The organism is Burkholderia cepacia GG4 (assembly GCF_000292915.1).
In the GTDB taxonomy this organism is placed as follows: Bacteria; Pseudomonadota; Gammaproteobacteria; order Burkholderiales; family Burkholderiaceae; genus Burkholderia; species Burkholderia cepacia_D.
This window is the reverse complement of record NC_018514.1, coordinates 367,447-392,305: the sequence shown is the minus strand read 5'-3', so window position 1 is coordinate 392,305 and position 24,859 is coordinate 367,447. Positions and strand designations below refer to the sequence as shown.

The following is a 24,859-nucleotide window of genomic DNA, read 5'->3' as shown; positions in this document are numbered from 1 at the left end:
CGTGCGTGAAGTCGCGCATTAGCGCCGCCGTGGGCGACGAGGTGACGGTAACGAGGGACGAGCGGCTTGCACGGGCGCGGCTAGGTCGCACACATAGCGTCGCGCGACCGGCGCGGGTCAATGCCGACGAACGGGAGAAGCCCGTCCGCCGACATTGCATCGGCGCTGCACGGGAAGGGGGGCCGCAGGCGGGAAGAAGCGGTACGGTGCACCGCACGACTCCCGCGATCGCGGAGAACATGCGGCCCGCCCGCCGAACCGGCAGGCGCGGTATCCGCCGAAGTCGGCGGCGAGATCGAGGTAGGGATCGACGTCGATTCGCGCGCTGCACGCGTCGCGGATGCAGCGCGCGCCGATCAGAAGAGGTGACGGATACCGACGGCCGAGCCGAACGTCGAGCCCGATGCGCCGAACAGCGCGTCGTTGGTCGACAGGCCGGTATTCATCTTCCCGTGGTTGTTGACGAAGCCGAACTGGCCGTACAGCAGCGTCGCCTTCGACAGGCTGTAGGTCACGCCCGTCGCGGCCATGATCGAATGGTTGCCGGTGTCGTTGCCGTCGCTGGTGTACCACACGCCGGCGTCCGCGTTCACCGCCGGCGTGATCTGATAGCTCAGGCCGCCGCTGTAGACGCGGTTGTCGAACGAACCGGAGACCTTGAAGCTGACGAACGACGCCTTCACCGTCAGGTCACGATAGCGGTAGCTGGCGCCGATCGTGCGGCCGGTAAACGGCACCGTGCTCGGAATCGGCGTCGACGCGGCGGTGCCGCCCGCATTGCCGTTGTACATGGCCGCGCTGATCAGCAGCGGCCCGTACGTGTAGTTGAGGCTCGCCGAATACTGCCGCCCCGCCTGGAAGTCGCCGGCGACGCCACCGAGCGCGAGCATCGCGGCGCCCTGGAAGCCGCCGATCGTCGGGCTCGTATAGGACACTGCGTTCGCGTTGAAGATGCCGGTCACGAACACGCTGCCGACGTAGACCGGCACGCCGCTGCCGAAGTACGACACGTCGCGCGCGTCGGTCGAGATGAGCGACAGCACGAATGGCGAGAACTGCACGCCGGCCTTCACCGTCCCGTACGGACTGGCGAGGCCCACCCATGCCTGCCGACCGAACATGTTGCCGTTCGAATCGGTAAAGCCGCCGTTCGAGATGTCGATCCCGCTTTCGAGCGCGAACATCGCCTTCAGGCCGCCGCCGAGATCCTCGACGCCTTTCAGGCCGAACAGCGACGGCGTCATGCCGCCCGTCACCATCGAGAACTGATGGCCGGCGTTCTGCCCGGTGGCCGGGTTCACGGTCTTGCTCGTGTACAGGATCCCGGCGTCGACGACGCCATACAGCGTGACGCTACTTTGCGCATGGGCGGATGGAATCGCGGCGGCGGCCGATACGACGGCCGCGGCGGTAAAGCGAAGGCGGGATCGGCGACGTTTCATCCAATGAGTCTCCTGGCGTTCTTGCTGTTGGAAGGCCCGAAGCCGAACCGGCGTCCCGGACGCGTTCCGATGCGCGTGGGTCCGACCGCGGGCGATAAGGAAGCGGCATCGCTGCGCACCATCCGTTGGGAACGCAGTGTAGGGACGGGACGGGTAGGCGGTCGCTACCCGTTCGGGTAGTTCGAAAACATGGATTCCCCGCATTCCGTATGCGAAAACGCGTCGTTGCCAGGGTGTGCCGATCGCATCGGTGACTTTCTTACGATCTGTCAGATGCGACGGGTAACGACGCGCGATCCGGCACGAATGCCCGCGTCCAGCGCGGTAAAATCGACGCGTCTCATGCGCGGTCGGCGGCTGCCCGCGACGCCGCGCATCCCCGACGCAAGGAGGAGGCATGACGACACCATTCAAGCTGGGCGACCACGTCCGCTGGAATTCCGAAGCCGGTTACGTGACCGGCACGATCATCGCGATCCACACGCAGGATTTCGATTACAAGGGCCATCGCCACCGCGCGTCGCCCGACGATCCGCAATACGAGATCAAGAGCGACCGCACCGACCACATCGCCGCGCATCGCGGCCGCGTGCTCGAACGCCTGGCCGGCAAGGACGACGCGTGACGCTCCCGTTCTATACGATCGGTCATTCGAACCGCACGCTCGACGAATTCGTCGAGATGCTCGACGCGGTCGACATCGCGTTGCTCGCCGATATCCGGAAGATGACGCGCTCGCGCACGAATCCGCAGTTCAACGAAGCGACGCTCCCCGCCGCGCTGGCCGCGGTCGATATCACGTACGAGCACATCGCCGAGCTCGGTGGGCTGCGCGGCAAGTCGCGCGGCGTGCCCGACGAGGTCAACGACTTCTGGACCAACCGAAGCTTCCATCGCTACGCCGACTACGCGCTGTCGCCCGAGTTTCGAGCCGGCCTCGACCAGCTGATCGTGCAAGGGCACCGGCAGCGCTGCGCGATCATGTGTTCGGAAGCCGTGTGGTGGCGCTGTCACCGGCGTATCGTGTCCGACTACCTGATCGCGCGCGGCGAAACGGTGCTGCACATCATGGGCAAGAACCGCGTGGAGCCCGCGCGCCTCACGGCCGGTGCGGTGATCCGGGCGGACGGCACGATCGTCTATCCGGACGTCGAAGACGCTGCAGCAGCGGAGGAAACCGCCGCGCAGCCGGACGAGTGACGCTGGATCGGTCGCGCGCATGACCGTGTCGTCGTGTCGTCGTGTCGTCGTGTCGTCGTGTCGTCGCTTCGTCGCTTCGTCGCTTCGTCGCTTCGTCGCTTCGTCGCTTCGTCGCTTCGTCGCTTCGTCGCTTCGTCGCTTCGTCGCTTCGTCGCTTCGTCGCTTCGTCGCTTCGTCGCTTCGTCGCTTCGTCGCTTCGTCGCTTCGTCGCGTGCTGGCGCAACGCCGCAAGCAACGCCGCCCCTCGACCGGCCGCAGGCTGCCGGTCACGCACGTCCGTAGCCCCCGCGCTTGCCCCGCTTTGCGCCACCGCGATCCTGCATTACCATCGGGCCACCGCCGCGCGTGCCCGCCTCCGGCCTGCGCGCCCCGCCACCTCTCCGCTCCCGCACCGATGCTCGCCCTCATCATCCTCGCCGGCCTGTGGGCCGGCCTGCAGAACGCCCTCGCGGGCGGCGGCTCGTTCGTCACGCTGCCCGCGCTGATCGTATCCGGGATGTCGCCGCTCGCGGCGAACATCACGTCGACGGTCGCGCTGTTCCCCGGCCAGGTCACGACCGGCTGGGCAAGCCGCAACATGGTGCGCGGCGCGGGCAAGCTGTCGTTTCGCGCGCTGTTCGCGATCAGCGTGGTCGGCGGCGCACTCGGCGGCCTGCTGCTGCTGAAGACCCCGTCGTCGATCTTCTCGCACCTCGTGCCGTGGCTCGTGCTGTTCGCGACGGTCGTGTTCGCGTGGGGCAGCTTCTTCCGCAAGCCCGGCGCGGGCACGCAGCATCTCGGCCCCGTCACGGCCGCGATCTCGCAGTTCCTGATCGCGATCTACGGCGGCTACTTCGGCGGCGGCATCGGGTTCCTGATGATGGCCGCGCTGACGATGGCAGGCCTGTCGCCGCGTCACGCGATGTCGACCAAGAACGCGCTCGCGGGTGTGATGAACGCGTCGGCGGTCGTGCTGTTCCTGAGCTCGCCGCACCTGCACTGGCGCGAGGCCATCGCGCTCGGCGGCGGCGCGATCGTCGGCGGCCTGCTCGGCGCGTGGGCGCTGCACCGCGTGAACGAGCGCGTGCTGCGGATCGCGATCGTCTGCATCGGGGCCGCCCTCACCGTCGGCCTGTTCGTCAAGCCGATCTGACGCGCGCGCAGCGGCCGACGGCGCGGCACGCATGCCGCCGCCGCGACGGCAATTGATGAGCGAACCGCAAGACGTCTTTCGGATTCGCGGGTGCGGGGCGCGACTTGCGGCCCCGCTCCTCAAGCCTGGCAGGCGTGCCCGTTCAACCGAACGGTCGCACGCCGATCAGCGGTCCGTGCAGCAACAGCGCGAATACCGCCCACACGATGAGTCCGGCCGCGACGGCGATGACGTCGCCCGACAGGCGGCCGGCCGGATAGCGAACGCCATCGCGGCGATCGCGCGTGCGCGACACGATGAACTGGACGAGCGACCACACGAAGAACGCGCCGAACAGCACGGCCGCGTGCATCGTGCCGTTGACGAGCAGGTGCGCGACCGCCCACACCATCACGCCGGCCACCATCGGATGCCCGGCGAGCGTCTTGATCCGGTTGCGCGGTACGTACGACGCGGCGATCAGCACGAACGCGACCGCAGTCAGCATGCCCGTCAGGTGGCGCACGCCGACGGGCGACATCCACAGGAGCGTCGCGTTCTCGCGCGCGACCCCGTAGCCGCGGATGATCAGCACGAAGCCGATGATCGACGCGATCGAATAGCCCGCCTTCCAGCCCTTCTCGCCAACGCGCGCGATCATCGCGGTGCGCCAGCCGTCGGCCACGATCCGGATCGAGTGCACACCGAGGAAGATCGCTAAACCGAGAATCAGGACGAGCATCGGTTGTCTCCGTCTGGAACGATGAGTGGGGAAGGCATGCCGCGCGGCGTTCAATGCACCGTTCGCGGGGCCGGCGTCACGGCCGGCGCGGGTCGCGCCAGACGCGGACGCGATCCGCGCCGATCATAAACGCCGCAGCCGCCGTTGTGAAGCATGAGGCATGTCAGGCGCGGCAGGGTTGATGCTTTCGTGTTTCGGTGCGCGCGGCGTGCATCACGCGCATCACCCGGCGATCGGTGAGTCGGAAACAGAGGACAACGGACAGCGCGGCAGCGCGGCAGCGCGGCAGCGCGCGGCCAATGCTACGCCTGCTTGCGCTTCGGTGCGGATTTCGTGGCCGGCTTCGAAGCAGGTTTCGGCGCCGGCTTCGGTTCCGTTTTCGGTACCGGCTTCGCGCTCCGTTTCGGGACCGGTTGCGGCGCAGCAGCCGATCCCGGTTCCGAAACCGGCCGCAGCGCCGTTTTCGCGTTCGCCTTGCGTTGCGACGCCGCTCCGGATTCCGGCGCTTGCGCCGGTTTCGACACAGCCTTCGTCTTGCGCTGCGCCGCCGGCTTCGACGCCGCTCCCGAAGCCGGTTCCCGCGCCGCTTTCAATTTCGCCTTGCGTTTCGGCGCACCCGCCAGCAACGCCGCCCGGTACGCGCCGCGGCACCAGTCGAACAGCGCGCCCGCGTCCTCGAGCACGTCAGCCGGCGTTTCGTAATAGCCTTCAAGCGCAACGGTACGCGTGCGCCCCGCATACGAAAACGGCCCCATCCCCGCCGCGACGAACGCGGGCCGGTTCACGTCGTCGACACGCAGGAACAGCGATCCGCGCGCGATAAACCCGAACATCACGCCGTCGAGCCGCATCGCCGCGCCGCTGAAGAACCGCGTGACCTCGACCCGGCCGAGGCTCGCGATCTGGTAGGCGATCTCGTCGCCGTGCGCCTTGTCCGCCTGCCAGCTCATCGCTTGTGCCCTCGCCCTCGTCCGCGGGCCGTCAGGCAGCGCCGCTACAGCGTTGCGTCCACAGCTCCAGTTCCGCGTCGTCGAAACCGATGGCCGCCGCGCTGTCGCGGATCTGCCGCCACGTCGCACGATCGACCGGAATGCCGTCCGCGCCGCGCGCGGCCCGGCTCGCCTCCTCCGGCTCGCCGGGCATCCGCACCGGCGCATCGCCCGCCTGCGGCGACGCCTTCGCCCATGCGACGAACGCATCGGCCTCGCGCTCCGCGTCGGCCGCATCGAACGCGTTCGGATCGATCAGCACCGACAGCATCCCGTTGACGATCGCGCTCGTCTTCTGCAGCGTGTCGCCGTAGGTCGTATGCCCGCCGACCAGCGCGCCGCCGAAAATTTCGCACATCGCGGCCAGCGCATAGCCCTTGTGCAGCCCGAACGGCAGCAGCGAGCCGAACGGCTGCTCGTGCATCACCGCCGGATCGTCGGTCGGCTGGCCGCGATGGTCGATCAGCGACCCGGCCGGCACGCGCTTGCCCTGGTTATACGCCACCCGCGTCTTGCCGTACGCGATCGCGCTCGTCGCGAAATCGAGCAGCAGCGGCGGCCGGCCCGCGCGCGGATACGCGGCGCAGAACGGATTCGTGCCGAAACGCGGATCGGTGCCGTGCAGCGGCGCGACCAGCAGATCGCCCGGCACGTTGACGAAATGGAACGACACCAGCCCCGAGCGCGCGCATTGCTCGGCCCAGTGCCCGATGCGGCCGAGGTGATGGACGTCGCGCAGCCCGATCGCGCAGATGCCCATGCGCCGTGCACGCTCGATCCCTTCGACCATCGCCTCGAACGCGATCACCTGGCCGAAGCCGCGCCCGCCGTCGACCGTCAGCACCGCGCCGCTGTCGCGGACGATCGACGCGTGCCCGTTCAACTGCAACTGCCCTTCCCGCCACGACGCGACGTAGTTCGGGATCATCCCGATCCCGTGCGAATCGTGACCCGCGAGATTCGCGCCGACCAGGTGATCGGCGACGAGCCGTGCCTCGCGCTCGCTGCTGCCGGCCCGTTCCCAGAGTGCCGCGACGAACGCGTGCAGCGGTTCGGCGCGCATGCGCAGCGGTTCGGTATCGGGTGTCGGCAGCGCGGTCATCGGCAAGGCTCCGTCAAGTCAGGCGGGATCCGGTCAGGTCGGGACGGGCAGCAACCACGCTCAGCGCGCGGACGCGATCACGTCCGCCACCGCCGCGGTCAGCTTCTTCGCGTACGGCACGTGCAGGAACTCGTTCGGGCCGTGCGCATTCGACTTCGGCCCGAGCACGCCGCACACCATGAACTGCGCGGACGGGAAGCCGGCCTGCAGCACGTTCATCAGCGGGATCGTGCCGCCGAGGCCCATGTACGCGCAGTCCGCGCCGAAGTGGCGACGCGACGCGGCGTCGAGCGACGACGCGAGCCACGGCGCGAGATCGGGCGCGCTCCAGCCGGTCGCGGCGCCCGCGTCAGGCTTGAACGTGACCTTCGCGTTGTACGGCGGGTCGAGTTCGAGCAGTTCCTTCAGCTGCTGCACGGCCTGCGCGGCGTCGACGAGCGGCGGCAGGCGCAGCGACAGCTTGAAGGCGGTGCGCGGACGCAGCACGTTGCCCGCGTCGGCGAGCGCCGGCAGGCCGGCCGCGCCCGTCACCGACAACGACGGACGCCAGGTCGAATTCAGCAACGCCTCGCGCGGATCGGTCGTGGTCGGCAGCACCGGCTTGCCGTCCATGCCGCACGCCCACGGCAGCCCCTTCCACACCGTGTCGCCGAGAATCGCGGCGGCCGCGTCGGCTTCGCGCACCCGGCTCGACGGAATCTCGCAATGGAACACGCCCGGCAGCAGGTTGCCGTTCTTCGCATCCTCGAGACGCTCGAACAGCTGGCGCATCACGCGGAAGCTCGACGGCGCGATGCCGCCGTAGACGCCCGAATGCAGGCCCTCTTCGAGCACCTCGACCTGCAGGTCGCCGGACACCAGCCCGCGCAGCGACGTGGTGAGCCACATCTGGTCGTAGTTGCCGGCGCCCGAATCGAGACACACGACGAGCGATACCTGACCGAGCCGGTCGCGCAGCGCGTCGACGTACGGCAGCAGGTCGTAGCTGCCCGACTCCTCGCAGGTCTCGATCAGGCCGACGCAGCGCGGCCGTTCGACGCCCTGCTCGTCGAGCGCGCCGAGCGCCGCGAGGCTTGCGTAGATCGCGTAGCCGTCGTCCGCGCCGCCGCGTCCGTACAGCTTGCCGTTCTCGAACTTCGGCGTCCACGGGCCGAGGTCCGCGCGCCAGCCGTCGAATTCGGGCTGCTTGTCGAGGTGGCCGTACAGCAGGATCGTGTCGGTGCTGCCCGAGCGCGTCGCCGGCGTTTCGAAGAAGATCACCGGCGTGCGGCCGGGCAGACGCACGATCTCGAGCTTCAGGCCTTTGACCGGCTGGCGTTCGGCCCACTGCGCGGCATCGGTGACGACCCGCTCGAGATACCCGCGTTTCGCCCAGTCGGGGTCGAATGCGGGACTCTTCGCGGGGATCGCGATGTAATCGGTCAGTGCGTGGAGGATTTCATCGTTCCACTTGCGCTCGACGAAGGTAACGAGCTTGTCATGGTCGAGGACGGGGGTAGTGTCGACGGAGTTCATGGTGGGGGTGCCTGGATAGGGCTGACGAAAAACCGGATGATACGCCGATGACCCCGGCCCCGGGGCCCTTTCGGCGGCGGTTTTCAGGGGCCTTTCGGGCCCGTTTCCCGTCCCGCTTTGCGCGCCCGCTCAAACGGCCGGCGGGAATGCGTCGCGCAGCCCCGCCGCGCACGCCATCGCGTCATCCCACAGGCGCCGGGTCAGCGCCCCGGCATCCTCGTCCCGCGCAAGCGCCGCGGCCTCGCCCGACCACAGCAGCGAGAAATCGTCGCGCCCCTGCCGCTCGAACGCGCCGCGCAGCGGATCGACGGCGGCCGTCGCGAGGGGGAACTCGGGCGCAAGCGCGCTCATCGGCCCCTGCTCGCGCATGAAGCGCGTCAGCAGGCCGCGTGCGGGGCGGCCCGTGTAGAGGTTGGTCACGCGCGTACCGTCGTCGCGTGCGGCCCGCACCGCCGCGCGATGCTGCGCCGAGCGGCCGGCCTGGGGCGTCAGCAAGTAGCCGGTGCCGATCTGCACCGCGCGTGCGCCGAGCGCGAACGCGGCCGCGATGCCGCGGCCGTCCGCGATCGCGCCTGCGGCGATCACCGGCGCGCGCACCGCGTCGACGATCTGCGGCAGCAGCGCAAACAGGCCCGGCTGCGCATGGATGTCGTCGGTCAGGAACATCCCGCGATGCCCGCCTGCCTCGGCGCCCTGCGCGACGATCGCATCGATGCCGCGCGCATCGAGCCAGCGCGCCTCCTCGACGGTCGTCGCCGACGACACGACCTGCGCCCCGGTGCGACGCACGCGCGCCAGAAGCCCGTCGTCCGGCAACCCGAAATGAAAACTCACGACGGCCGGCCGCAGTTCCTCGACGACCGCGCACGCCGCGTCGTCGAACGGTGCGCGACCGGCGCCGCTTTTCACGTCCGCCGGATCGAGCCCGGCTTCCGCGTAGTAGCCGGCAAGCGCCGCGCGCCAGCGCACGTCGACCTCGGCGTCAGGCGCGGGCGGCGAATGACAGAAGAAGTTGACATTGAACGGCGCCGGCGTGCGCGCGCGAATCGCCGCGATCTCGTCGCGCAATTGCTGCGGGCCAAGCGCCGCGCATGCGAGCGAGCCGAGCCCGCCCGCTTCGCAGACGGCAATTGCAAGCGTGCTCAGCGAACCGACCATCGGAGCCTGGATCAGCGGCAAACGGGAAGGCAGCATCGACATCACCCCTCGGAACGAAAGAATCGTCATGCGCATCGGCGACGCACTTTCACATTTAATGCGTCAAATAATAACCGACAAATTCGAGCACAAACGACCGCATTATTTACATCACGAAATGAGTTAACCGATTCGGCAAAAATACGGATTATCTCCCAGCCTCGGCCCGGCCGATTCTGATTTTCTGGCGCAATCGCCGCAAACCCCCGTCAGCCGTGCCACGACGCCCCGCCCCCCGCACCAACACACCGATCCGCTCATTTCAATGACATCCATCAACATTTAACTCATTAAATTTCATCGTTTACCATTACCAAAATCGATTAACGAGATAACATGAGCGCGTTCAATAAAACGACGATCCATTCCGGAATCGTCGACCGGCGCCGGGCCGCGCCACCTCAACCGCATCACGTCCATTCAAGGAGCCTCGCATGTCCGATGCCAGCTCGTCCTCCTCCCGTTCCGCCGCCGCGCCATCCGCGACCGCCTCGCCGAAAATCGGCGTCATCCCCGCCACGCTGATGGTCGCGGGCAATATGATGGGCTCCGGCGTCTTCATGCTGCCCGCGAACCTCGCCGCCACCGGCGGCATCGCGATCTTCGGCTGGCTGATCACCGTGGTCGGCGCCGTGTCGCTCGCGCTGGTGTTCGCGAAGCTCGCGGCGATCGACCCGGCCGCCGGCGGCCCGTATGCGTACGCGCGCAAGTCGTTCGGCCCGTATATCGGCTACCAGACCAACCTGATCTACTGGCTCGCGAACGTGCTCGGCAACGTCGGCCTCGCGGTCGCCGGCCTCGGCTATCTCACGCACTTCTTCCCGGTCCTGCACGACCCGCTCGTGTTCGCGCTCGCGCAGATCTTCGTGATCTGGCTGTTCACCTACGCGAACATCCTCGGGCCGAACGTGGTCGGCCGCGTGCAGTCGGTCACGACGATCTTCGCGCTCGTGCCGATCCTCGGGATGGCCGTGTTCGGCTGGTTCTGGTTCAGCAAGGACGTGTACTTCGCCGGCTGGAACGTGTCGGGCGCGAGCAGCTTCAGCGCGATCGGCGCGACGCTGAACTTCACGCTGTGGGCGTTCATCGGGGTCGAGAGCGCGTCGGTGTCGGCCGGCGTCGTCGAGAATCCGTCGCGCAACGTGCCGATCGCGACCGTCGGCGGCGTCGTGCTCGCGGCCGTCTGCTACGTGCTCAGCTCGACCGTGATCATGGGGATGATCCCGAACAAGGCGCTGCTCGCGTCGAGCGCGCCGTTCGCGGATGCCGCACGTCTCGCGCTCGGCGACACCGCCGCGAACGCGGTCGCGATCTGCGCGGCGCTCGGCTGCCTCGGCTCGCTCGCGGGCTGGACGTTGCTGGTCGGCCAGACCGCGAAGGCCGCGGCCGACGACGGGCTGTTCGCCGGCGTGTTCGCACGCGTCAACTCGAAGAACGTGCCGTCGGCCGGCCTCGCGATCGTCGCGGTCATCATGTCGGTGCAGGTGCTCGCGACGATGTCGCCGAGCGCGAGCGAGCAGTTCGGCAAGATCGCATCGATCGCCGTGATCATGACGCTGTTGCCGTACATCTACTCGTGCATCGCGATCAAGGTGCTCGGCTACGGCAAGATGCCGTCGCACCAGTTCACCTTCTACACGATCGTCGGCCTGATCGGCGCCGTCTACGCGCTGTGGGCGATGGTCGGCTCCGACGGCCAGCAGACGCGCTGGTCGCTGATCTTCGTGATCGCGACGATCGTGTTCTACGAGCTGTCGATCAACCGCCAGCGCGAAATCGAGGAAACCCACATCCATCCGGGCGGCCGTTCGCCGCGCTGGGTGCGCTATCTGGCGCTCGGCATCACCATCGTCGCGCTCGTCGCGACCTTCTGGATCTCCGTGGGCCAACACCAGGCCGACCTCCTTCACGCACGCTCGCCGGCTGCTGCCACCAGCGTCCCGGCAACTCAACAAACGGGGGAATAACAGATGACCGCTTCCTTGACCCAACCGGCGTTCCGCCGCCTCGGCATGAAGGCGCTGCTCGTGCAGCACGACATCGACGAACGCACGGCCACCGGACGCGCAGCCACCGCGCTCGCCGAAGAGTTGCGCACGCGGCTCGTCGACGTCGTGATCGCGACGTCCGCCGAAGACGCACGCGCGGTAGTCGACGCCGATCCCGCGATCCAGTGCCTGCTGCTCAACTGGGAACTCGGCAACGCGCCCGATCATGCGCCCGCGCAGGCCGTGCTCGACGCGATGCGCGCGCGCAATGCGACGGTGCCGGTGTTCCTGCTCGCGAGCCGCGCGAGCGCGGCCGCGATTCCGGTCGACGCGATGCGCAAGGCCGACGACTTCATCTGGATGCTGGAGGACACCACCGCGTTCATCGGCGGCCGGATCGTCGCCGCGATCGAGCGCTACCGCGAGACCGTGCTGCCGCCGATGTTCCGCGCACTCGCACAGTTCTCGCGCGTGTACGAATACTCGTGGCACACGCCGGGCCACACGGGCGGCACCGCGTTCCTGAAATCGCCGGTCGGCCGTGCGTACTTCGAATTCTTCGGCGAGGCGCTGTTCCGCTCCGACCTGTCGATCTCGGTCGGCGAACTCGGCTCGCTGCTCGACCACTCCGGCCCGATCGGCGAAAGCGAACGCTACGCGGCGCGCGTGTTCGGCGCGCACCGCACGTATCACGTGACGAACGGCTCGTCGATGTCGAACCGCGTGATCCTGATGGCGAGCGTCACGCGCAACCAGGTCGCGCTGTGCGACCGCAACTGCCACAAGTCGGCCGAGCACGCGATGACGATGTCCGGCGCGATTCCGACCTACCTGATCCCGTCGCGCAACCATTACGGGATCATCGGGCCGATCATGCCGGAGCGGCTCACGGCCGCCGCGGTGCGCCTCGCGGTCGACGCGAACCCGCTGGTGCGCGGCCGCGCCGGCATCGATCCGACGCCGGTGCATGCGCTAATCACGAACTCGACGTACGACGGCCTCTGCTACAACGTCGCGCGCGTCGAGGAACTGCTCGGCCAGAGCGTCGACCGGCTGCATTTCGACGAAGCCTGGTACGGCTATGCGCGCTTCAACCCGATCTACCGCGATCGCCACGCGATGCACGGCGATCCGTCGCAGCACGACGCGAGCAAGCCGACCGTGTTCGCGACGCAGTCGACCCACAAGCTGCTCGCCGCGCTGTCGCAGGCGTCGTTCATCCATGTCCGCGACGGCCGCAACCCGATCGAGCATGCGCGCTTCAACGAGGCGTACATGATGCATGCGTCGACCTCGCCGAACTACGCGATCATCGCGTCGAACGACGTGAGCGCCGCGATGATGGACGGCCCCGGCGGCGAGGCGCTGACAACCGACGCGATCCGCGAGGCCGTGTCGTTCCGCCGGATGCTCGCGCGCCTGCATGCGGAATGCGAGGAAAACGACGACTGGTTTTTCAACGGCTGGCAGCCGGACACCGTCGTCGATCGCAAGACGGGCCGGCGCGTGCGCTTCCATGAAGCGGACGAGACGCTGCTGGTCAGCGATCCGTCATGCTGGGTGCTGCATCCGGGCGACACGTGGCACGGCTTCGGCGAGATCGAGGACGACTACTGCATGCTCGATCCGATCAAGGTGTCGATCGTCACGCCGGGCGTCGCGCCGCACGGCGGGCTGATGCCGGTCGGCATTCCGGCGACGGTCGTCACCGCGTACCTGGACCGGCACGGGATCGTCGTCGAGAAGACGACCGACTTCACGATCCTGTTCCTGTTCTCGCTCGGCGTGACGAAGGGCAAGTGGGGCACGCTCGTCAACACGCTGCTCGACTTCAAGCGCGACTACGATGCGAACGCACCGCTCGAACAGGCGCTGCCGGAACTCGTCGCACGCTATCCGGACCGCTACGGCAAGCTCGGCCTGCGTGATCTGTGCGACCTGATGTTCAGCGCGATGAGCGACCTGAAGACGACCGAGATGATGTCGCGCGGCTTCTCGACGCTGCCGCAGCCCGACTTCAGCCCGGCCGAGGCGTTCGAGCATCTCGTACACAACGACATCGAGATGCTGGAGCTGGCGGAGATGGAAGGCCGCACCGTCGCGACGGGCGTCGTGCCCTATCCGCCCGGCATTCCGCTGCTGATGCCCGGCGAGAACGCGGGGCCGGCCGACGGGCCGCTGCTCGGCTACCTGAAGGCGCTCGAGCAGTACGACCTGCGCTTCCCCGGCTTCACGCACGATACGCACGGCGTCGAAGTCGAGGACGGCGTGTACCGGATCGCGTGCATCAAGGCAACCGTGCGCGACACCAACACGCGCTGAGCATGTGCATCGCGACGCCGCGCCGCCGACGTGCGGCCGGCGTCGCGATGCTAAAGTCGATTACGCCGGTTACGCCGACAACTGGCCAACCCACGCGGCAAGCTGGGCTTCGCCTTCTTCGTCGAGCTTTCCCTTCAGTTCGCTGTACCACGGCGCGATTGCGTCGACCGGCTGGGTGGCCTTCAGGATCTCGAAACTATTCGAGAGGAACGCCGAAAAGAACGGAATGCCGCGCATGTAGAGGAAGGTCGAATCGGTGATGCGCACATGGCCGTACACGTCGCGCACCCACGCGAGATGCGGCAGCGCTTCACGCGAATGGCCGCTTTGCATCAGCGCAGAAATGAAGTTCACGCGCGCGGCGACGTCAGACTGCTCGTGCGTGTCGTGATTGACCTCGGCGGCCTTCTGCATCCACGCTTCGCCGCGCTCCACTTCGTCGCACATCACCGAGGTCGTCGCGAGCTGCACTGCATTGTGCGCGCTCGGCTCGTGGTCGAACAGCGCGAGCCAGTATGGAAACGCCTCCTGGTAACGCTTCATCGCCGAGTACGACAGCGCGCACAGGCGTGCCGCATCGGCCAGCCGCTCCGCGTGCGGCGCGGCAGCCGCGATCGCGGCGTCGTGCCGGCCCGCCTGGAAAGCCTTCAGCGCGGGCGCGAGTTCGGGTGCGATGTCGGGGCCGTTCTGCCCGGCAGCTTCGGGTGCTTCGGGTGCTTCGGGTGCTTCGGGTGCTTCGGGTGCTTCGGGTGCTTCGGGTGCTTCGGGTGCTTCGGGTGCTTCGGGTGCTTCGGGTGCTTCGGGTGCTTCGGGTGCTTCGGGTGCTTCCGATGCTGCCGATGCGCGTGACGCTTCGGTCGAAGCCGCAGGCGATGCCGCTTCGTCACGCGGTTTCTTTCCGAACAGCTTTCCCAGCAGGCCCATGGTGTTGTTCCTTGTCGTTGTGATGAAGGAATGGCGGCTTCCTGCAGCGGCGCGACATGCGCGGCACGCGTGGAGCGGGTCACCGCACGGCGACCGCCATCTTACGCACGCTTGAAGTCAGCGGGACAAGAATCAGGGAACGACGGCCGGGCGCCGCCGTGACGAGGCAATGTGACGCTCAGGCGTCCGGCGGCCTGACGCCGCGATCCATCCCGCGCCGGTATGCGGCCGGACTCGTCGCCGCGACGCGCCGGAAGTGCCGGCGCAGCGATTCCTCGGAGCCGAACCCCGCGCGTGCGGCCACCTGCGCAAGCGACAACCCGGGATGCGCCTCGAGCGTGTCCTTCGCGACATTCACGCGCTCGCGGATCAGCCACGCGAGCGGCGACATCCCCGTCGCATCCGCGAACTGCCGCTGCAGCGTGCGCGTGCTCATCGCGGCCTGCGCGGCCAGCGACGCGAGCGTGTGCGGCTCGGCCGCGTGCGCGCGCATCCAGTCGATCAGCTTCGCGAGCCGGTCGCTGCCGCCGGGCGCCACCGGGCGCGGCACGAACTGCGCCTGGCCGCCGTCGCGATGCGGCGGCAGCACGAGGCGCTGCGCGACGCGGTTCGCGATCGCGCCGCCATGATCGCGGCGCACGAGATGCAGCAGCATGTCGAGCCCCGCCGCCGAGCCGGCCGACGTGATGACCTGCCCTTCGTCGACGTAGAGCGCGTCGGGATTCACGCGCAGCGCCGGATAGCGCGCCTGCAGGCGCTCCGCATAACGCCAGTGGGTCGTCACGGTCAGCCCGTCGAGCACGCCGGCCGCCGCGAGCACGAACACGCCCGAGCAGATCGAACAGAGCCGCGCGCCGCGACGATGCGCGGCACGCAGCTTCTTCAGCAACGGTTCGGGTGGCAGTTCGTCCGGATCGCGCCAGCCGGGAATCACGATGGTGTCCGCGCGATCGAGCATCGCGAGCCGGTACGGCGCGGCGACCGTGATGCCGCCCGCCGCGCGCACGGGCCCCGGCTCGCTCGCGCAGACCGCGAAGCGATACCAGTCGACGCCGAGTTCCGGACGTTCAAGCGCGAACAGTTCGACCACGCAGCCGAATTCGAAGGTGCAGAGGCGATCGTAGGCGAGCGCGACGACGAGATGATTGTGCATGGCGCGATGTTACCGGAACTTGTCGATCACGCCACTGCCGCGAAAGCTGCCGAACCGCGATACTGCCCTTCATTCCGGCGCATTCCGCGCCATCCTTCAGGAGCGCTTCTCATGTCTTATGTCACCGACGTCCCCGCCGCCGACAGCGCCGCCGCCCTCGCGCACTTCGAAGTGTCGCTGCAATTCGAAACCGACTGCTGGGACGTGCACGACGCGCTCGCGTCCGGCACGCCCGATTTCGTGCTGCTCGACGTCCGGAGTCCGGAGCAGTTTGCCGCCGGCCACGCGCCCGGCGCGCGCAACCTGCCGCACCGCAAGATCGTCGCCGGCAAGCTCGCCGACTATCCAGCCGACACGCTGTTCGTCGTCTACTGCGCGGGCCCGCACTGCAACGGCGCCGCGCGCGCAGCGATCCGGCTCGCGCGGCTCGGCCGCCCGGTGAAGCTGATGATCGGCGGCGTCACCGGCTGGCTCGACGAAGGTTTCGCGCTGAGCAACGAAGTGCGGCCGGAGGACGTCGGCACGCGCTGATCGTCATTAAAAACGCAACAATCAATTGCCAGCACACGAACGGAAAAAGCGCGACAATCGGCTCCATTGCAGTTCGGATGGAGCAGCAACATGCAACACGCAGTCCTGATTCAGATGGCCGGTTCGGTCGCAGCGATCGCGCTCTATTTTCTTCCGGCCATCGTCGCCGACCGGCGCGGCCGGCACGACAAGCTGACGATCGCCATGTTCAACGCCCTGTTCGCGTGGACGGGCATCGGCTGGCTGATGACCCTTTACTGGGCATGCCAGCCGAACCCGCAAACCGACGTCGCGCAAACCATCCTCGCGAAGCGCCGCGGCATCAGCATGCGGACCTTCTCGACCGGTCTCGTCGAACGCGTGCAGCGCCGCGTCGCCGCCCAGGAGCAATGGGCGGAGAAGCAAGGTTGCCGCTAAGTCCCGCTGTACCGCTTACCTCCCCGCGACGAACTTCGGCATCCTGACGTTGGTCGACGCGCGGTAGTCCCACACCAGCCTGTCGCGCGACGGTCCGCCGCCCGCGCGCAACCACGCCCCGAACGCCCCCGCCGTCACCGCCCGCGCGATCCGCTCGCCCGGGCAGCCGTGCGGCCCCGTGCCGAACCCGAAGTTCGGCCCCGGCGCACGGCCCGGCAGCAGCCGCTGCGGCTCGCGATGCACGGCCGGGTCGCGGTTCGCCGCGGCGAGCACGACCAGGATGGCCGCGCCGGCTTCGACGGTCACGCCTTCGATCGTCGTGCGCGACGCGACGAAGCGGCGCGTGTTCTGCACCGGCGCGTCGAATCGGCCGACCTCGGCGACGAATGCATCGAGCGCGGCCGCATCCGGCATCGCGCGTTCGGCACCCGCGCCGTCGGCCGTCGTGCCATCCCACGCCACCAGCGCATTGCCAAGCCACGCGGCCGTCGCCTCGCACGTCTGCGACAGCAAGCCGACGAGATTCGCGACCAGCGCGCCGCTCGCCTGCCAGCCCGCGGCGCGCGCCGCCTGCTGAATCGCGGCGACCAGTGAACCGTCCTGCGCACGTGTGTGCGCGACGCGTTCCGTCATCCGGTCGAGCAACTGGCGCGCGCCGTCGCTCGCCCTGGCCAGCGCGGCGGCGTCCGACAGCGGCGACAGCGCGGCGACGAAATCGACGACCAGCCCGGCGATAGGGTCGAGCTGCGCATCGTCGAAGCCGAGCAGATCGGCGACTGCGCAAACCGGCACCGTCAGGCACCACGCGTTCAGCGCAGCGGCGTCGTATGGCGCGCGCAGCCGGCGGCCGGCGAGCTGCGCGGCACGCTCGCGCAACGCGTCCGCGTCGATCGGCGCAAATGCGGCACGCAACGCCTGCTTCGGTACGTCGTGCCGCAGCGCGCCATCGTTCATGCGCACCAGCTCGCCGAACAGCGCGCCGGCCGTCGTGCCGCGCAACGCGGGCGGCACCGGCGCGTCGAGCGGCCGGACGCGGCACGCCGGGTGGCCGAGCACGGCCGTCACGCTCGCCGCGCGGCTCGTGACCCACAGGCCGAGCGTGGCGTCGAACGCGAGCGGCGGCCCGTCGACGAGCGTCGCGTAGTAAGGATAGGGATCGCGGTGCGTCACCGCGGCAATCGGATCGGTCGGGTTCATGCGTGCAGTATCGGCGCTCAGGGCCGCCGCATGTTTCGGGGTGACGTGAAATGTCGCTGTGCGGGCGATGCGGGCAAGACGGACTGCTGCGTTGCAGCAACCTGCGGGCGCCGGGCGGCGCCAAGCCGTGACAGGCGTGCCGGCCTCAGGCCGCGGAACGGTAACGGTGCCCCTGCATGCGCACGCGGACGCGCCCGGCGGAAATCGCGCGCGGTTCGGGTACCACCGTCTCGTGATGAAACATTTCCTGCCGGAAGTGGCCGCTGTCGTCGAACCACTGGCAGATCAGCCAGTCGGCATCGTCGAACACAACCGGCCCGGCATAGGTGACCGTCATGCGCGGCCCGCCTGTTTTCAGCGTCACGACATCGCCGACACGAAAGCCACTGCAGTGATTTTCCCGGATCGTCATCGCACTCTCGACATTCTATATATTCATTTTCCGGCAGCCTGCCGACGCGGTCGTTTGACGGTGCCGAAGATTACCCATTAAAAAAATAATCGGCAACTCGCGATAACCCCGAATTATCGGTCTTGAAAATGCAACAATACGCGGGATCGATACGCTTGGCGGGCAACTGAGCCAGAACCGGCGCGGCTTGCGCGCCGGTTCCGGTCGAAAAGCCGGAATGCGGAGAATAAACGATGTATTTCTCGCCGTCATCGGACTTTAAATCGACGGCGCTTTCGGTTGATTACTGTCAATCAGTTTTCGGCTGGAAACGTTCCCACGTTTTTTCAGCGCTCATTGTTCAAACGGAACGTGCGGATTGTCCGGCGCCGAAAACCAGCGATCGAGATCGCGCCCCGACAGCGCCGCTTGCGCGAACGTGAACGTACCGTCGCGCGCCATTTCCATCGCGCCGCGCAGGAACGCGCCGAACGCGGTCCGCGCCAGTGCGGCGCCGACGCTGATGCGCTTCACGCCGAGCGCCGCGAGCGCATCGGCGCTCAGCAGCCCGCCCTGCAGCCCCATCACGACGTTGACCGGCCCGTCCACCGCGCGCGTGACTGCCGCGATGTGGTCGGGATCGGTCAGGCCCGGCGCGTACAGCACGTCGGCGCCCGCGTCGCGATACGCGACCAGCCGCGCGATCGTGTCGGCGAGGTCGTGGCGGCCGTGCAGGTAGTTTTCGCAACGCGCGGTCAGCGTGAACGGGAACGGCAGCGCACGTGCCGCGTCGACCGCCGCCGCGATGCGTTCGACCGCCGCGTCGTGCGGATAGATCGGCGCGTCGGCGCGGCCGGTCGCATCCTCGATCGAGCCGCCCACCGCGCCGGCGCCGGCCGCCAGCCGGATCGTCTCGGCGACCGTCTCGGGCGCGTCGCCGAAGCCGTTCTCGAGATCGGCACTCACCGGCAGGCCGCCCGCGGCGACAATCTCGGCGATGTGGCCGAGCATCTCGTCACGGCCGATCGCGTTGTCGGGCCGCCCTTTCGAATACGCGAAGCCGGCGCTCGTGGTGGCGAGCGCGTCGAAGCCGGCCATCGCGAGCAGCCGGGCCGAGCCGGCATCCCACGGGTTCGGGATGATGAAGGCACCGGGGCGCACGTGCAGCGCGCGGAAAGCTTCGGCCTGGCGGAACTGAACGTCGGAATCGGACATCGCGGTCTCCTCGGGATTGGAGACGCCAGCATACGCGCGTCCGGCACCGCGACGGTTCGGGATGCGGTGAAATGTCGATGTCGATGTCGGCACCTCGCGCGCGCGGCGCGCCGCCGGTCATGCCGCTCAGGAACCGAGCTGCTTCGTCAGGAAAATGCGCGTATGCCCCGTCGCGTAGTCCGGCAGTTCACCGAAGCGGACATAACCGCGTTTCTCGTAGAACGGCCGCGCCTGGAAGTCGAACGTGTCGAGCCACGCGCTATGGCAACCGCGCGCGACCGCTTCCGCTTCGGCGAGATCCATGATGCGCGTGCCGGCGCCCTGGCCGCGCGCCGCCTCGGGCACGACGAGCAGGTCGACATGCAGCCAGCCGAACGCCGTGCTGCCCCACAGGCCGCCGACGACGGCGCCGTCGGCATCGGTCACGCGCACGGCCAGCGGCCGAAAATCGTGCGGGCCGGCCTGGCTTTCGTTGAACCGGACGAGCGGCGCCGCGATCTGCTTGCGGACGTTCGCGTCGCCCGCGTCGGTCACGTCATAGGTAAACGTCATCGGATGGCTCGGATCAAGTCGTCCATGGCGGGAGGACGGATGGAAGGTCGAAGCAGCGCGCGGCTACACGACATACGCACCCTTCGCATGCAGCTCCGCTTCGGTGCGCTCGAGCGCCGCGATCGCGTCGCTGCCTTCGAGCGCCAGCAACTGCGCGACCAGCGCTTCGGCCATCGCATGCGCGGCGACCAGCGACGGAAAGAACGACGGACTGTCGTGCGTGAAGATCAGCTGCGCGTCCGCGTGCAACGCGATCGGCGACACCGCGCTGTCGGTGATCGCGACGATCTTGCTGCCCTGCGCCTTCGCGGCCTGCGCGACGCGGGTCGCTTCCGCCGAATACGGCGCGAAGCTGACGACCACGGTCACGCTCTGCTTCGCGATCGTGCGCAGCTCCATCTCGAGCGAGCCCGCGACGCCGTTGAGCAGCGACACGGTCGGCCGGAACAGACGGTAGCCGTACACGAAACCGAACGCGACCGGATAGCACGACCGGAACCCCGCGACGTGCACGTGCGATGCCTTGCGGATCAGCTTCGCGGCATCCGCGAGCGCGTGCTCGTTCTGCGCGGCGGTCGCGGCGAGATTGTGCTGCTGTGCGGCAAGCAGGTCATGCGCGAGCGACGCTTTCGCGTCGGGCCGCACGAGCGAGCGCGCCCGTTGCGTGAGCGGCTCGGGACGCGTGCGCACGCGCGCGACGCACAGGTCGCGCAGCTCGTTCCAGCCGGGGAAACCGAATTGCTGCGCGAGCCGCACGAGCGACGCGGGTTGAACCTGCGCGCGCTGCGCGACCTTGCGCATCGACGACGTGGCGACCTCGTCGGGATGATCGAGCAGAAATGCAGCGCCCGCCTGGAATTGCGGACTCAGTTCGGAAAATTGCGCCCGGATCCGGGACGCGAGTTCATCGAAATTGGCAGCCATCTTGGTGAGAACGGGAACCGGTCGTCCATGGTATCACCGGCCCCGTCCGCACCGGTCAGCGCACCACTTCGACGTGGTCGGCGTCGACCTTCACACGGCCCGACCATTTGCGCTCGAATTCGCCGGTCACCTTCACTTCGTTCTTGTCGTTGACGGGCTGGCCGGCGGCCCACAGCTTGTGGTCGATCTCGACGAGGATCGTGCCCGTCGCGTCGGCGAACGTGTAGTCCTCGCCGCCCATGCGCTTGACGATGCGCCCCTGCAACTGCACGTGCTGATCGTCCTTGCCGTTCGCGAGGAGTTCCTTCACGGTCGTCGTCGCGAGCGCGGACGGCCCGGTGTATTGCGCGTAGACGGCGGCAGGCAGCACTGCGAGCGCGACCGTCAGGATTCTGGCCAGGTGTTTCATGTTTGCGTTCCTCTTCTTCAATAGGGCGCCGCGCCCCGTAGCACGCGACAGCCCAAGATTACGGACCGTAAGATTAAGCAAACCTGAAGGCCGTGCCGAAGCGACACGGTCCCGCATTGGACACGCATGAATGCGCGGCCGACCGCCGTTCTTTAAGCTCGCCCTAAGACACCTGCGCTTATCATGGGAACCCCGGGCGCTCGTGCCCACCACCAGACACCAATCCATGCGCGTACTGCTCGTCGAGGACGATCCGCTGATCGGCAGCGGGCTCGAACAGGGCCTAAAACAGGAAGGCTTCGCGGTCGACTGGGTGAAGGACGGCGACGCCGCGTCGCTCGCGCTGCGCTCGACCAGCTACGGCCTGCTGCTGCTCGACCTCGGGCTGCCGAACCGCGACGGCCTGTCGGTGCTCGCGTCGCTGCGCCGCCGCGACGAGACCCTGCCCGCGATCATCATCACCGCGCGCGACGGCGTGCCGGACCGCATCGCCGGCCTCGACAGCGGCGCCGACGATTACCTCGTCAAACCGTTCGTGCTCGAGGAACTGCTCGCCCGCATTCGCGCGGTCAACCGCCGCCATGCGGGGCGCGCGCAAACGACGCTCGCGATCGGCCCGCTGCGGCTCGATCCCGTCAAGCACGTGGTCTGGCTGAACGACGACGAAGTCACGCTGTCGCCGAAGGAATTCGTGCTGCTGCACGAACTGATGCGCGACCCCGGCGCGGTGATTTCGCGCGAACAGTTCGAGGAACGGCTGTACAGTTGGGGCGAGGAAATCGAAAGCAACGCGGTGCAGGTGCATATCCACAACCTGCGCAAGAAGCTCGGCCACGACATGATCCGTACGGTGCGCGGCGTCGGCTACCGGATCGGTGACGGCGCATGACGGGCCTGCAACACGCGATCGCGCGCTGGCGCAGCGCGTCGCTGCGGCGGCGCCTGCTGATGTGGCTGCTGCCCGCCGCCTGCGTGATCGGGCTGGTCGCGAGCGCGGGCACCTACTGGGGCGCGCTGCGCGAACTCGACGATCTGCTCGACGACCAGATGCGCAGCATGTCAAAGCAAATCGTGGTCGGCCCGAACGGCGAGCTGTCGTTCCGTAACCACGGCGACGGCAAGCACGACTTCGAGGCCAGCGACCCCGACGCCGTGCTGCTGCAGGTCTGGCGCAACGGCACGCTGGTCTATTCGACCGATCGCAAATCGTCGCTGCCGCCGCCCGCCCAAACCGGCGTCGCGAGCGTCGACGTCGGCGGCCAGCCGTGGCGCACTTATGTGACCGAACGTGGCGGCACGACGATCCGCCTCGCGCAGGCGCGCCATGCGCGCTGGGAAGCGATCGCGGGCATCGCGGTGCACCTGCTGTGGCCGGTGTTCTCGATGCTGCCGCTGCTCGCGATCGGGCTGTGGTTCGGCATCGGCGCGGGGCTGCGGCCGCTGCGCACGATCGCATCCGGCCTGAAGCGCAGGAATGCGAACAATCTCGAACCTGTCGACGTCGCCTCGATGCCGAACGAGGTCCGCCCGCTCGCCGAAGCGATCAACGACCTGCTCGCGCGCCTCGACCGCTCGTTCACGCTGCAGCGCCACTTCATCGCCGATGCCGCGCACGAACTGCGCACGCCGATCATGGGGCTGTCGATCCAGTCGCAACTGCTGCGGCGCGCGTCGACGTCCGACGAACGCGAACGGATACTCGCGCAGATCCACGCGGGCACGACCCGCCTCGGCCACCTCGCCGAACAGCTGCTGACGCTCGCGCGTCTCGAACCCGATGCGCAGGCATCCGCATCGACCGCCACGCCCGTCGATCTCGCCGCGCTGTGCCGCTCGGTGGTGGCCGACCGCACGCGCGTCGCGGACGCGCACCGGATCGATCTCGGCGCGATCGTGTCGTCGCCCGTGATGGCCGCGGGCAATCTGGACACGCTGCGTGTGCTGCTGAACAACCTCGTCGACAATGCGATCCGCTATGCGGGCGACGGCGCGCGCGTCGACGTGTCCGCGCGCCTCGACGGCGCGACGCCCGTGCTCGAAGTTGCCGACGACGGCCCCGGCATTCCGGAAGCCGAGCGCACGGACGTATGGGAGCGCTTCTATCGCGGCGAAGGCGCGCAGGCGGTCACGTCGTCGGGGAGCGGGCTCGGGCTGTCGATCGTCAAGCGCATCGCCGAGCAGCATCGCGCGACGGTCGCGCTCGGCACGACGCAAGGCGGCCGCGGGCTGACCGTGACAGTGCGGTTTCCCGCAGCGGGCTGACGCGCGCCGGGCAGGCGGCTTGTCCACAGATTGTGTTGGCAAGCTTGTGGACAACCCGCCGCTAACGGCAGCAAACCATTGATCGGAAAGGGTTTGGAAGACGTGCGCAGCGAATGCGCCAGCCAGGGCGAAATACGCCCCATATTGACAACCAGTTGTCTATTACGTAAAGTGGTTGTCAATTCGTGACGCGTATTGAACATGACGAAACCCGCCAAGTTGACCGCCATCGCGCTGTCCGTCTTCCGGCTGAACGGCCTGCTGATTGAATGGGGTAATACCTTTGCCGCGCCGCACGGCTTGACCAGTGCGCGCTGGCAAGTGCTCGGTGCCATCTCGATGGCACCCGACGCACCGAACATCCCGCAGATCGCCGAGGCAATGGGCATCACGCGGCAGGCCGTGCTGAAGCAGATCAACGTGCTGGCGGAAGAAGGACTGGTGCAGCCGCTGGCGAACCCGACGCACAAGCGGTCTCCGCTGTATGCGCTGACGCCGCGCGGCGCGGCGGCCTATCACGCGGTGGTCGGGCAATGGCAACAGCATGTCCGCGACATCTCCGGCCAATTCAGTTCGGCTGATCTGGATGCGGCGATTCGCGTGCTGTCAGCGATGTCCGGTGCGCATGCGCCGGGCGGACCAGCGTGATCGCCCCACTGACCCATGACCCACAGGAGTGCACATGCCACATTTCAAACCGATGGATCCGAACTTTCCGATTCAGCAACAGATCGGCATCGACGCAGAGCCCGTTGTCCTGGTCAACGTGTTCACCCTGGATGCGGCCGACGAAGCGGATTTCCTCGCTGTGTGGAAGGACGATGCAGCGTTCATGAAACGGCAGCCGGGCTTCATTTCGACCCAGTTGCATCGTGCGCTCGGCGACAGTCCGACTTACTTCAACTATGCGATCTGGGAGTCGACAGACGCGTTTCGCGCGGCCTTCACGCATCCCGAGTTCGTCGCAAAACTGTCGGCCTACCCGTCGTCCGCCGTCGCGAGCCCGCACCTGTTCCAGAAAGTCGCCGTGGCCGGTATCTGTACCGCGTAAGCCAGCATGCGAAGCGGCGCAGCGCACCGTTTGCGCGCTGTGTCGTGCCGGTCGATCGCGAACCGGACTTCTCCACAGAAAATGTTGGCAAGCTTGTGGATATCCTGCGCACCACAACGCTAAGCCCTTGATCCGACGGACTTTGGCACGCGTGATGCAGAGGAAACGCCTGCCGGGCCGTCACACGCGCCGCGTCGCCGCAGTTCGCATCACGATGCCACGTCG

The 24,859-nt window shown here is 67.9% G+C and carries 25 protein-coding genes; 11 read left to right on the top strand and 14 right to left on the bottom strand.

Annotated elements, in window-relative coordinates; all coding sequences use genetic code 11:
• Positions 1 to 356: 356 nt before the first annotated feature.
• The gene (locus tag GEM_RS17530) at positions 357 to 1,442 is read right to left on the bottom strand and encodes a porin (RefSeq protein ID WP_014898702.1); all 1,086 of its coding nucleotides are present in this window, start codon (positions 1,440 to 1,442) and stop codon (positions 357 to 359) included.
• Positions 1,443 to 1,839: 397 nt separating this feature from the next.
• Here GEM_RS17530 and GEM_RS17525 point away from each other — a divergent pair, with 397 nt between their 5' ends.
• The 3 genes from GEM_RS17525 (at position 1,840) to GEM_RS17515 (ending at position 3,774) form a co-directional block, all read left to right on the top strand.
• The gene (locus GEM_RS17525; RefSeq protein ID WP_014898701.1) at positions 1,840 to 2,067 is read left to right on the top strand and encodes a DUF2945 domain-containing protein; all 228 of its coding nucleotides are present in this window, start codon (positions 1,840 to 1,842) and stop codon (positions 2,065 to 2,067) included.
• The gene (locus tag GEM_RS17520; protein ID WP_014898700.1) at positions 2,064 to 2,642 is read left to right on the top strand and encodes a DUF488 family protein; all 579 of its coding nucleotides are present in this window, start codon (positions 2,064 to 2,066) and stop codon (positions 2,640 to 2,642) included. The genes GEM_RS17525 and GEM_RS17520 overlap by 4 nt, the downstream gene beginning before the upstream one ends.
• A 394-nt stretch (positions 2,643 to 3,036) precedes the next feature.
• On the top strand, positions 3,037 to 3,774 hold the full coding sequence (locus GEM_RS17515; RefSeq protein ID WP_014898699.1) for a sulfite exporter TauE/SafE family protein: 738 nt from the start codon (positions 3,037 to 3,039) through the stop codon (positions 3,772 to 3,774).
• A gap of 142 nt (positions 3,775 to 3,916) precedes the next feature.
• Here GEM_RS17515 and GEM_RS17510 read toward each other — a convergent pair whose 3' ends face one another.
• The 5 genes from GEM_RS17510 to GEM_RS17490 all read right to left on the bottom strand — a co-directional run bounded on the left by GEM_RS17510 (position 3,917) and on the right by GEM_RS17490 (position 9,301).
• A complete protein-coding gene (locus GEM_RS17510; RefSeq protein ID WP_014898698.1) occupies positions 3,917 to 4,495 on the bottom strand; it encodes an NnrU family protein in 579 nt (192 codons plus the stop codon).
• A gap of 302 nt (positions 4,496 to 4,797) precedes the next feature.
• Positions 4,798 to 5,445, bottom strand: a complete 648-nt coding sequence (locus tag GEM_RS17505; protein ID WP_014898697.1) for a TfoX/Sxy family protein — start codon at positions 5,443 to 5,445, stop codon at positions 4,798 to 4,800.
• A gap of 31 nt (positions 5,446 to 5,476) precedes the next feature.
• Positions 5,477 to 6,586 (bottom strand): malate/lactate/ureidoglycolate dehydrogenase, encoded by a 1,110-nt coding sequence (locus tag GEM_RS17500; protein ID WP_014898696.1) that lies wholly within the window; start codon positions 6,584 to 6,586, stop codon positions 5,477 to 5,479.
• Between the two features lie 60 nt (positions 6,587 to 6,646).
• Positions 6,647 to 8,101, bottom strand: a complete 1,455-nt coding sequence (locus tag GEM_RS17495; protein ID WP_014898695.1) for a M20 family metallopeptidase — start codon at positions 8,099 to 8,101, stop codon at positions 6,647 to 6,649.
• A 129-nt stretch (positions 8,102 to 8,230) separates the two neighbouring features.
• Positions 8,231 to 9,301, bottom strand: coding sequence for an NAD(P)H-dependent flavin oxidoreductase (locus GEM_RS17490; protein WP_041490724.1), 1,071 nt, complete (start codon positions 9,299 to 9,301; stop codon positions 8,231 to 8,233).
• 431 nt (positions 9,302 to 9,732) lie between these two features.
• On the opposite strand from GEM_RS17490, the gene adiC reads away from it, so the two are divergent.
• Together adiC and GEM_RS17480 are read left to right on the top strand one after the other, a co-directional pair.
• Positions 9,733 to 11,265: an arginine/agmatine antiporter gene (gene adiC, locus GEM_RS17485; RefSeq protein ID WP_014898693.1), complete on the top strand. Its 1,533-nt coding sequence runs from the start codon at positions 9,733 to 9,735 to the stop codon at positions 11,263 to 11,265.
• A 3-nt stretch (positions 11,266 to 11,268) separates the two neighbouring features.
• Entirely contained in the window at positions 11,269 to 13,608 is a 2,340-nt protein-coding gene (locus GEM_RS17480; protein ID WP_014898692.1) for an Orn/Lys/Arg decarboxylase N-terminal domain-containing protein, read from the top strand.
• A 69-nt stretch (positions 13,609 to 13,677) separates the two neighbouring features.
• Here the strand turns inward: GEM_RS17480 and GEM_RS17475 are convergent, their stop codons facing one another.
• Positions 13,678 to 14,532 carry a hypothetical protein gene (locus tag GEM_RS17475; RefSeq protein ID WP_014898691.1) on the bottom strand — a complete coding sequence of 285 codons (855 nt, stop codon included), beginning with the start codon at positions 14,530 to 14,532 and terminating at the stop codon, positions 13,678 to 13,680.
• A 178-nt stretch (positions 14,533 to 14,710) separates the two neighbouring features.
• Positions 14,711 to 15,685 carry a transcriptional regulator FtrA gene (gene ftrA, locus GEM_RS17470; RefSeq protein WP_014898690.1) on the bottom strand — a complete coding sequence of 325 codons (975 nt, stop codon included), beginning with the start codon at positions 15,683 to 15,685 and terminating at the stop codon, positions 14,711 to 14,713.
• A gap of 111 nt (positions 15,686 to 15,796) precedes the next feature.
• Here ftrA and GEM_RS17465 point away from each other — a divergent pair, with 111 nt between their 5' ends.
• Together GEM_RS17465 and GEM_RS17460 are read left to right on the top strand one after the other, a co-directional pair.
• Entirely contained in the window at positions 15,797 to 16,216 is a 420-nt protein-coding gene (locus tag GEM_RS17465) for a rhodanese-like domain-containing protein (protein ID WP_014898689.1), read from the top strand.
• Between the two features lie 90 nt (positions 16,217 to 16,306).
• Positions 16,307 to 16,633, top strand: coding sequence for a superinfection immunity protein (locus GEM_RS17460; RefSeq protein ID WP_014898688.1), 327 nt, complete (start codon positions 16,307 to 16,309; stop codon positions 16,631 to 16,633).
• 15 nt (positions 16,634 to 16,648) lie between these two features.
• Here the strand turns inward: GEM_RS17460 and GEM_RS17455 are convergent, their stop codons facing one another.
• From GEM_RS17455 to GEM_RS17430, 6 genes are all read right to left on the bottom strand, one after another.
• Positions 16,649 to 17,830, bottom strand: coding sequence for a cytochrome P450 (locus tag GEM_RS17455; RefSeq protein ID WP_014898687.1), 1,182 nt, complete (start codon positions 17,828 to 17,830; stop codon positions 16,649 to 16,651).
• Between the two features lie 145 nt (positions 17,831 to 17,975).
• Complete coding sequence (locus GEM_RS17450; RefSeq protein WP_014898686.1) at positions 17,976 to 18,242, bottom strand: YodC family protein; 267 nt, start codon at positions 18,240 to 18,242, stop codon at positions 17,976 to 17,978.
• A gap of 333 nt (positions 18,243 to 18,575) precedes the next feature.
• Positions 18,576 to 19,436, bottom strand: a complete 861-nt coding sequence (locus tag GEM_RS17445) for an isocitrate lyase/PEP mutase family protein (protein WP_014898685.1) — start codon at positions 19,434 to 19,436, stop codon at positions 18,576 to 18,578.
• Positions 19,437 to 19,562: 126 nt separating this feature from the next.
• Positions 19,563 to 19,988: a GNAT family N-acetyltransferase gene (locus GEM_RS17440; protein ID WP_014898684.1), complete on the bottom strand. Its 426-nt coding sequence runs from the start codon at positions 19,986 to 19,988 to the stop codon at positions 19,563 to 19,565.
• Between the two features lie 63 nt (positions 19,989 to 20,051).
• Positions 20,052 to 20,912, bottom strand: coding sequence for a MurR/RpiR family transcriptional regulator (locus tag GEM_RS17435; protein WP_014898683.1), 861 nt, complete (start codon positions 20,910 to 20,912; stop codon positions 20,052 to 20,054).
• A gap of 55 nt (positions 20,913 to 20,967) precedes the next feature.
• Positions 20,968 to 21,321 (bottom strand): YgiW/YdeI family stress tolerance OB fold protein, encoded by a 354-nt coding sequence (locus GEM_RS17430; protein WP_014898682.1) that lies wholly within the window; start codon positions 21,319 to 21,321, stop codon positions 20,968 to 20,970.
• Positions 21,322 to 21,547: 226 nt separating this feature from the next.
• Here GEM_RS17430 and GEM_RS17425 point away from each other — a divergent pair, with 226 nt between their 5' ends.
• The 4 genes from GEM_RS17425 to GEM_RS17410 all read left to right on the top strand — a co-directional run bounded on the left by GEM_RS17425 (position 21,548) and on the right by GEM_RS17410 (position 24,634).
• The gene (locus GEM_RS17425) at positions 21,548 to 22,210 is read left to right on the top strand and encodes a response regulator (RefSeq protein WP_041490723.1); all 663 of its coding nucleotides are present in this window, start codon (positions 21,548 to 21,550) and stop codon (positions 22,208 to 22,210) included.
• Complete coding sequence (locus GEM_RS17420; protein WP_014898680.1) at positions 22,207 to 23,583, top strand: ATP-binding protein; 1,377 nt, start codon at positions 22,207 to 22,209, stop codon at positions 23,581 to 23,583. Before GEM_RS17425 ends, GEM_RS17420 begins: the two co-directional genes overlap by 4 nt.
• 201 nt (positions 23,584 to 23,784) lie before the next feature.
• A complete protein-coding gene (locus tag GEM_RS17415; protein WP_014898679.1) occupies positions 23,785 to 24,231 on the top strand; it encodes a MarR family winged helix-turn-helix transcriptional regulator in 447 nt (148 codons plus the stop codon).
• A gap of 34 nt (positions 24,232 to 24,265) precedes the next feature.
• Positions 24,266 to 24,634, top strand: a complete 369-nt coding sequence (locus GEM_RS17410; RefSeq protein ID WP_014898678.1) for an antibiotic biosynthesis monooxygenase family protein — start codon at positions 24,266 to 24,268, stop codon at positions 24,632 to 24,634.
• Positions 24,635 to 24,859: the final 225 nt, after the last annotated feature.

Excerpts from the sequence above, each read along its gene's own strand:
- GEM_RS17530 (WP_014898702.1), bottom strand. The coding sequence starts at position 1,442 with ATGAAACGTCGCCGATCCCGCCTTCGCTTTACCGCCGCGGCCGTCGTA.
- GEM_RS17525 (WP_014898701.1), top strand. The coding sequence starts at position 1,840 with ATGACGACACCATTCAAGCTGGGCGACCACGTCCGCTGGAATTCCGAA.
- GEM_RS17515 (WP_014898699.1), top strand. The coding sequence starts at position 3,037 with ATGCTCGCCCTCATCATCCTCGCCGGCCTGTGGGCCGGCCTGCAGAAC.
- GEM_RS17510 (WP_014898698.1), bottom strand. The coding sequence starts at position 4,495 with ATGCTCGTCCTGATTCTCGGTTTAGCGATCTTCCTCGGTGTGCACTCG.
- GEM_RS17505 (WP_014898697.1), bottom strand. The coding sequence starts at position 5,445 with ATGAGCTGGCAGGCGGACAAGGCGCACGGCGACGAGATCGCCTACCAG.
- GEM_RS17500 (WP_014898696.1), bottom strand. The coding sequence starts at position 6,586 with ATGACCGCGCTGCCGACACCCGATACCGAACCGCTGCGCATGCGCGCC.
- GEM_RS17495 (WP_014898695.1), bottom strand. The coding sequence starts at position 8,101 with ATGAACTCCGTCGACACTACCCCCGTCCTCGACCATGACAAGCTCGTT.
- GEM_RS17490 (WP_041490724.1), bottom strand. The coding sequence starts at position 9,301 with ATGTCGATGCTGCCTTCCCGTTTGCCGCTGATCCAGGCTCCGATGGTC.
- adiC (WP_014898693.1), top strand. The coding sequence starts at position 9,733 with ATGTCCGATGCCAGCTCGTCCTCCTCCCGTTCCGCCGCCGCGCCATCC.
- GEM_RS17480 (WP_014898692.1), top strand. The coding sequence starts at position 11,269 with ATGACCGCTTCCTTGACCCAACCGGCGTTCCGCCGCCTCGGCATGAAG.
- GEM_RS17475 (WP_014898691.1), bottom strand. The coding sequence starts at position 14,532 with ATGGGCCTGCTGGGAAAGCTGTTCGGAAAGAAACCGCGTGACGAAGCG.
- ftrA (WP_014898690.1), bottom strand. The coding sequence starts at position 15,685 with ATGCACAATCATCTCGTCGTCGCGCTCGCCTACGATCGCCTCTGCACC.
- GEM_RS17465 (WP_014898689.1), top strand. The coding sequence starts at position 15,797 with ATGTCTTATGTCACCGACGTCCCCGCCGCCGACAGCGCCGCCGCCCTC.
- GEM_RS17460 (WP_014898688.1), top strand. The coding sequence starts at position 16,307 with ATGCAACACGCAGTCCTGATTCAGATGGCCGGTTCGGTCGCAGCGATC.
- GEM_RS17455 (WP_014898687.1), bottom strand. The coding sequence starts at position 17,830 with ATGAACCCGACCGATCCGATTGCCGCGGTGACGCACCGCGATCCCTAT.
- GEM_RS17450 (WP_014898686.1), bottom strand. The coding sequence starts at position 18,242 with ATGACGATCCGGGAAAATCACTGCAGTGGCTTTCGTGTCGGCGATGTC.
- GEM_RS17445 (WP_014898685.1), bottom strand. The coding sequence starts at position 19,436 with ATGTCCGATTCCGACGTTCAGTTCCGCCAGGCCGAAGCTTTCCGCGCG.
- GEM_RS17440 (WP_014898684.1), bottom strand. The coding sequence starts at position 19,988 with ATGACGTTTACCTATGACGTGACCGACGCGGGCGACGCGAACGTCCGC.
- GEM_RS17435 (WP_014898683.1), bottom strand. The coding sequence starts at position 20,912 with ATGGCTGCCAATTTCGATGAACTCGCGTCCCGGATCCGGGCGCAATTT.
- GEM_RS17430 (WP_014898682.1), bottom strand. The coding sequence starts at position 21,321 with ATGAAACACCTGGCCAGAATCCTGACGGTCGCGCTCGCAGTGCTGCCT.
- GEM_RS17425 (WP_041490723.1), top strand. The coding sequence starts at position 21,548 with ATGCGCGTACTGCTCGTCGAGGACGATCCGCTGATCGGCAGCGGGCTC.
- GEM_RS17420 (WP_014898680.1), top strand. The coding sequence starts at position 22,207 with ATGACGGGCCTGCAACACGCGATCGCGCGCTGGCGCAGCGCGTCGCTG.
- GEM_RS17415 (WP_014898679.1), top strand. The coding sequence starts at position 23,785 with ATGACGAAACCCGCCAAGTTGACCGCCATCGCGCTGTCCGTCTTCCGG.
- GEM_RS17410 (WP_014898678.1), top strand. The coding sequence starts at position 24,266 with ATGCCACATTTCAAACCGATGGATCCGAACTTTCCGATTCAGCAACAG.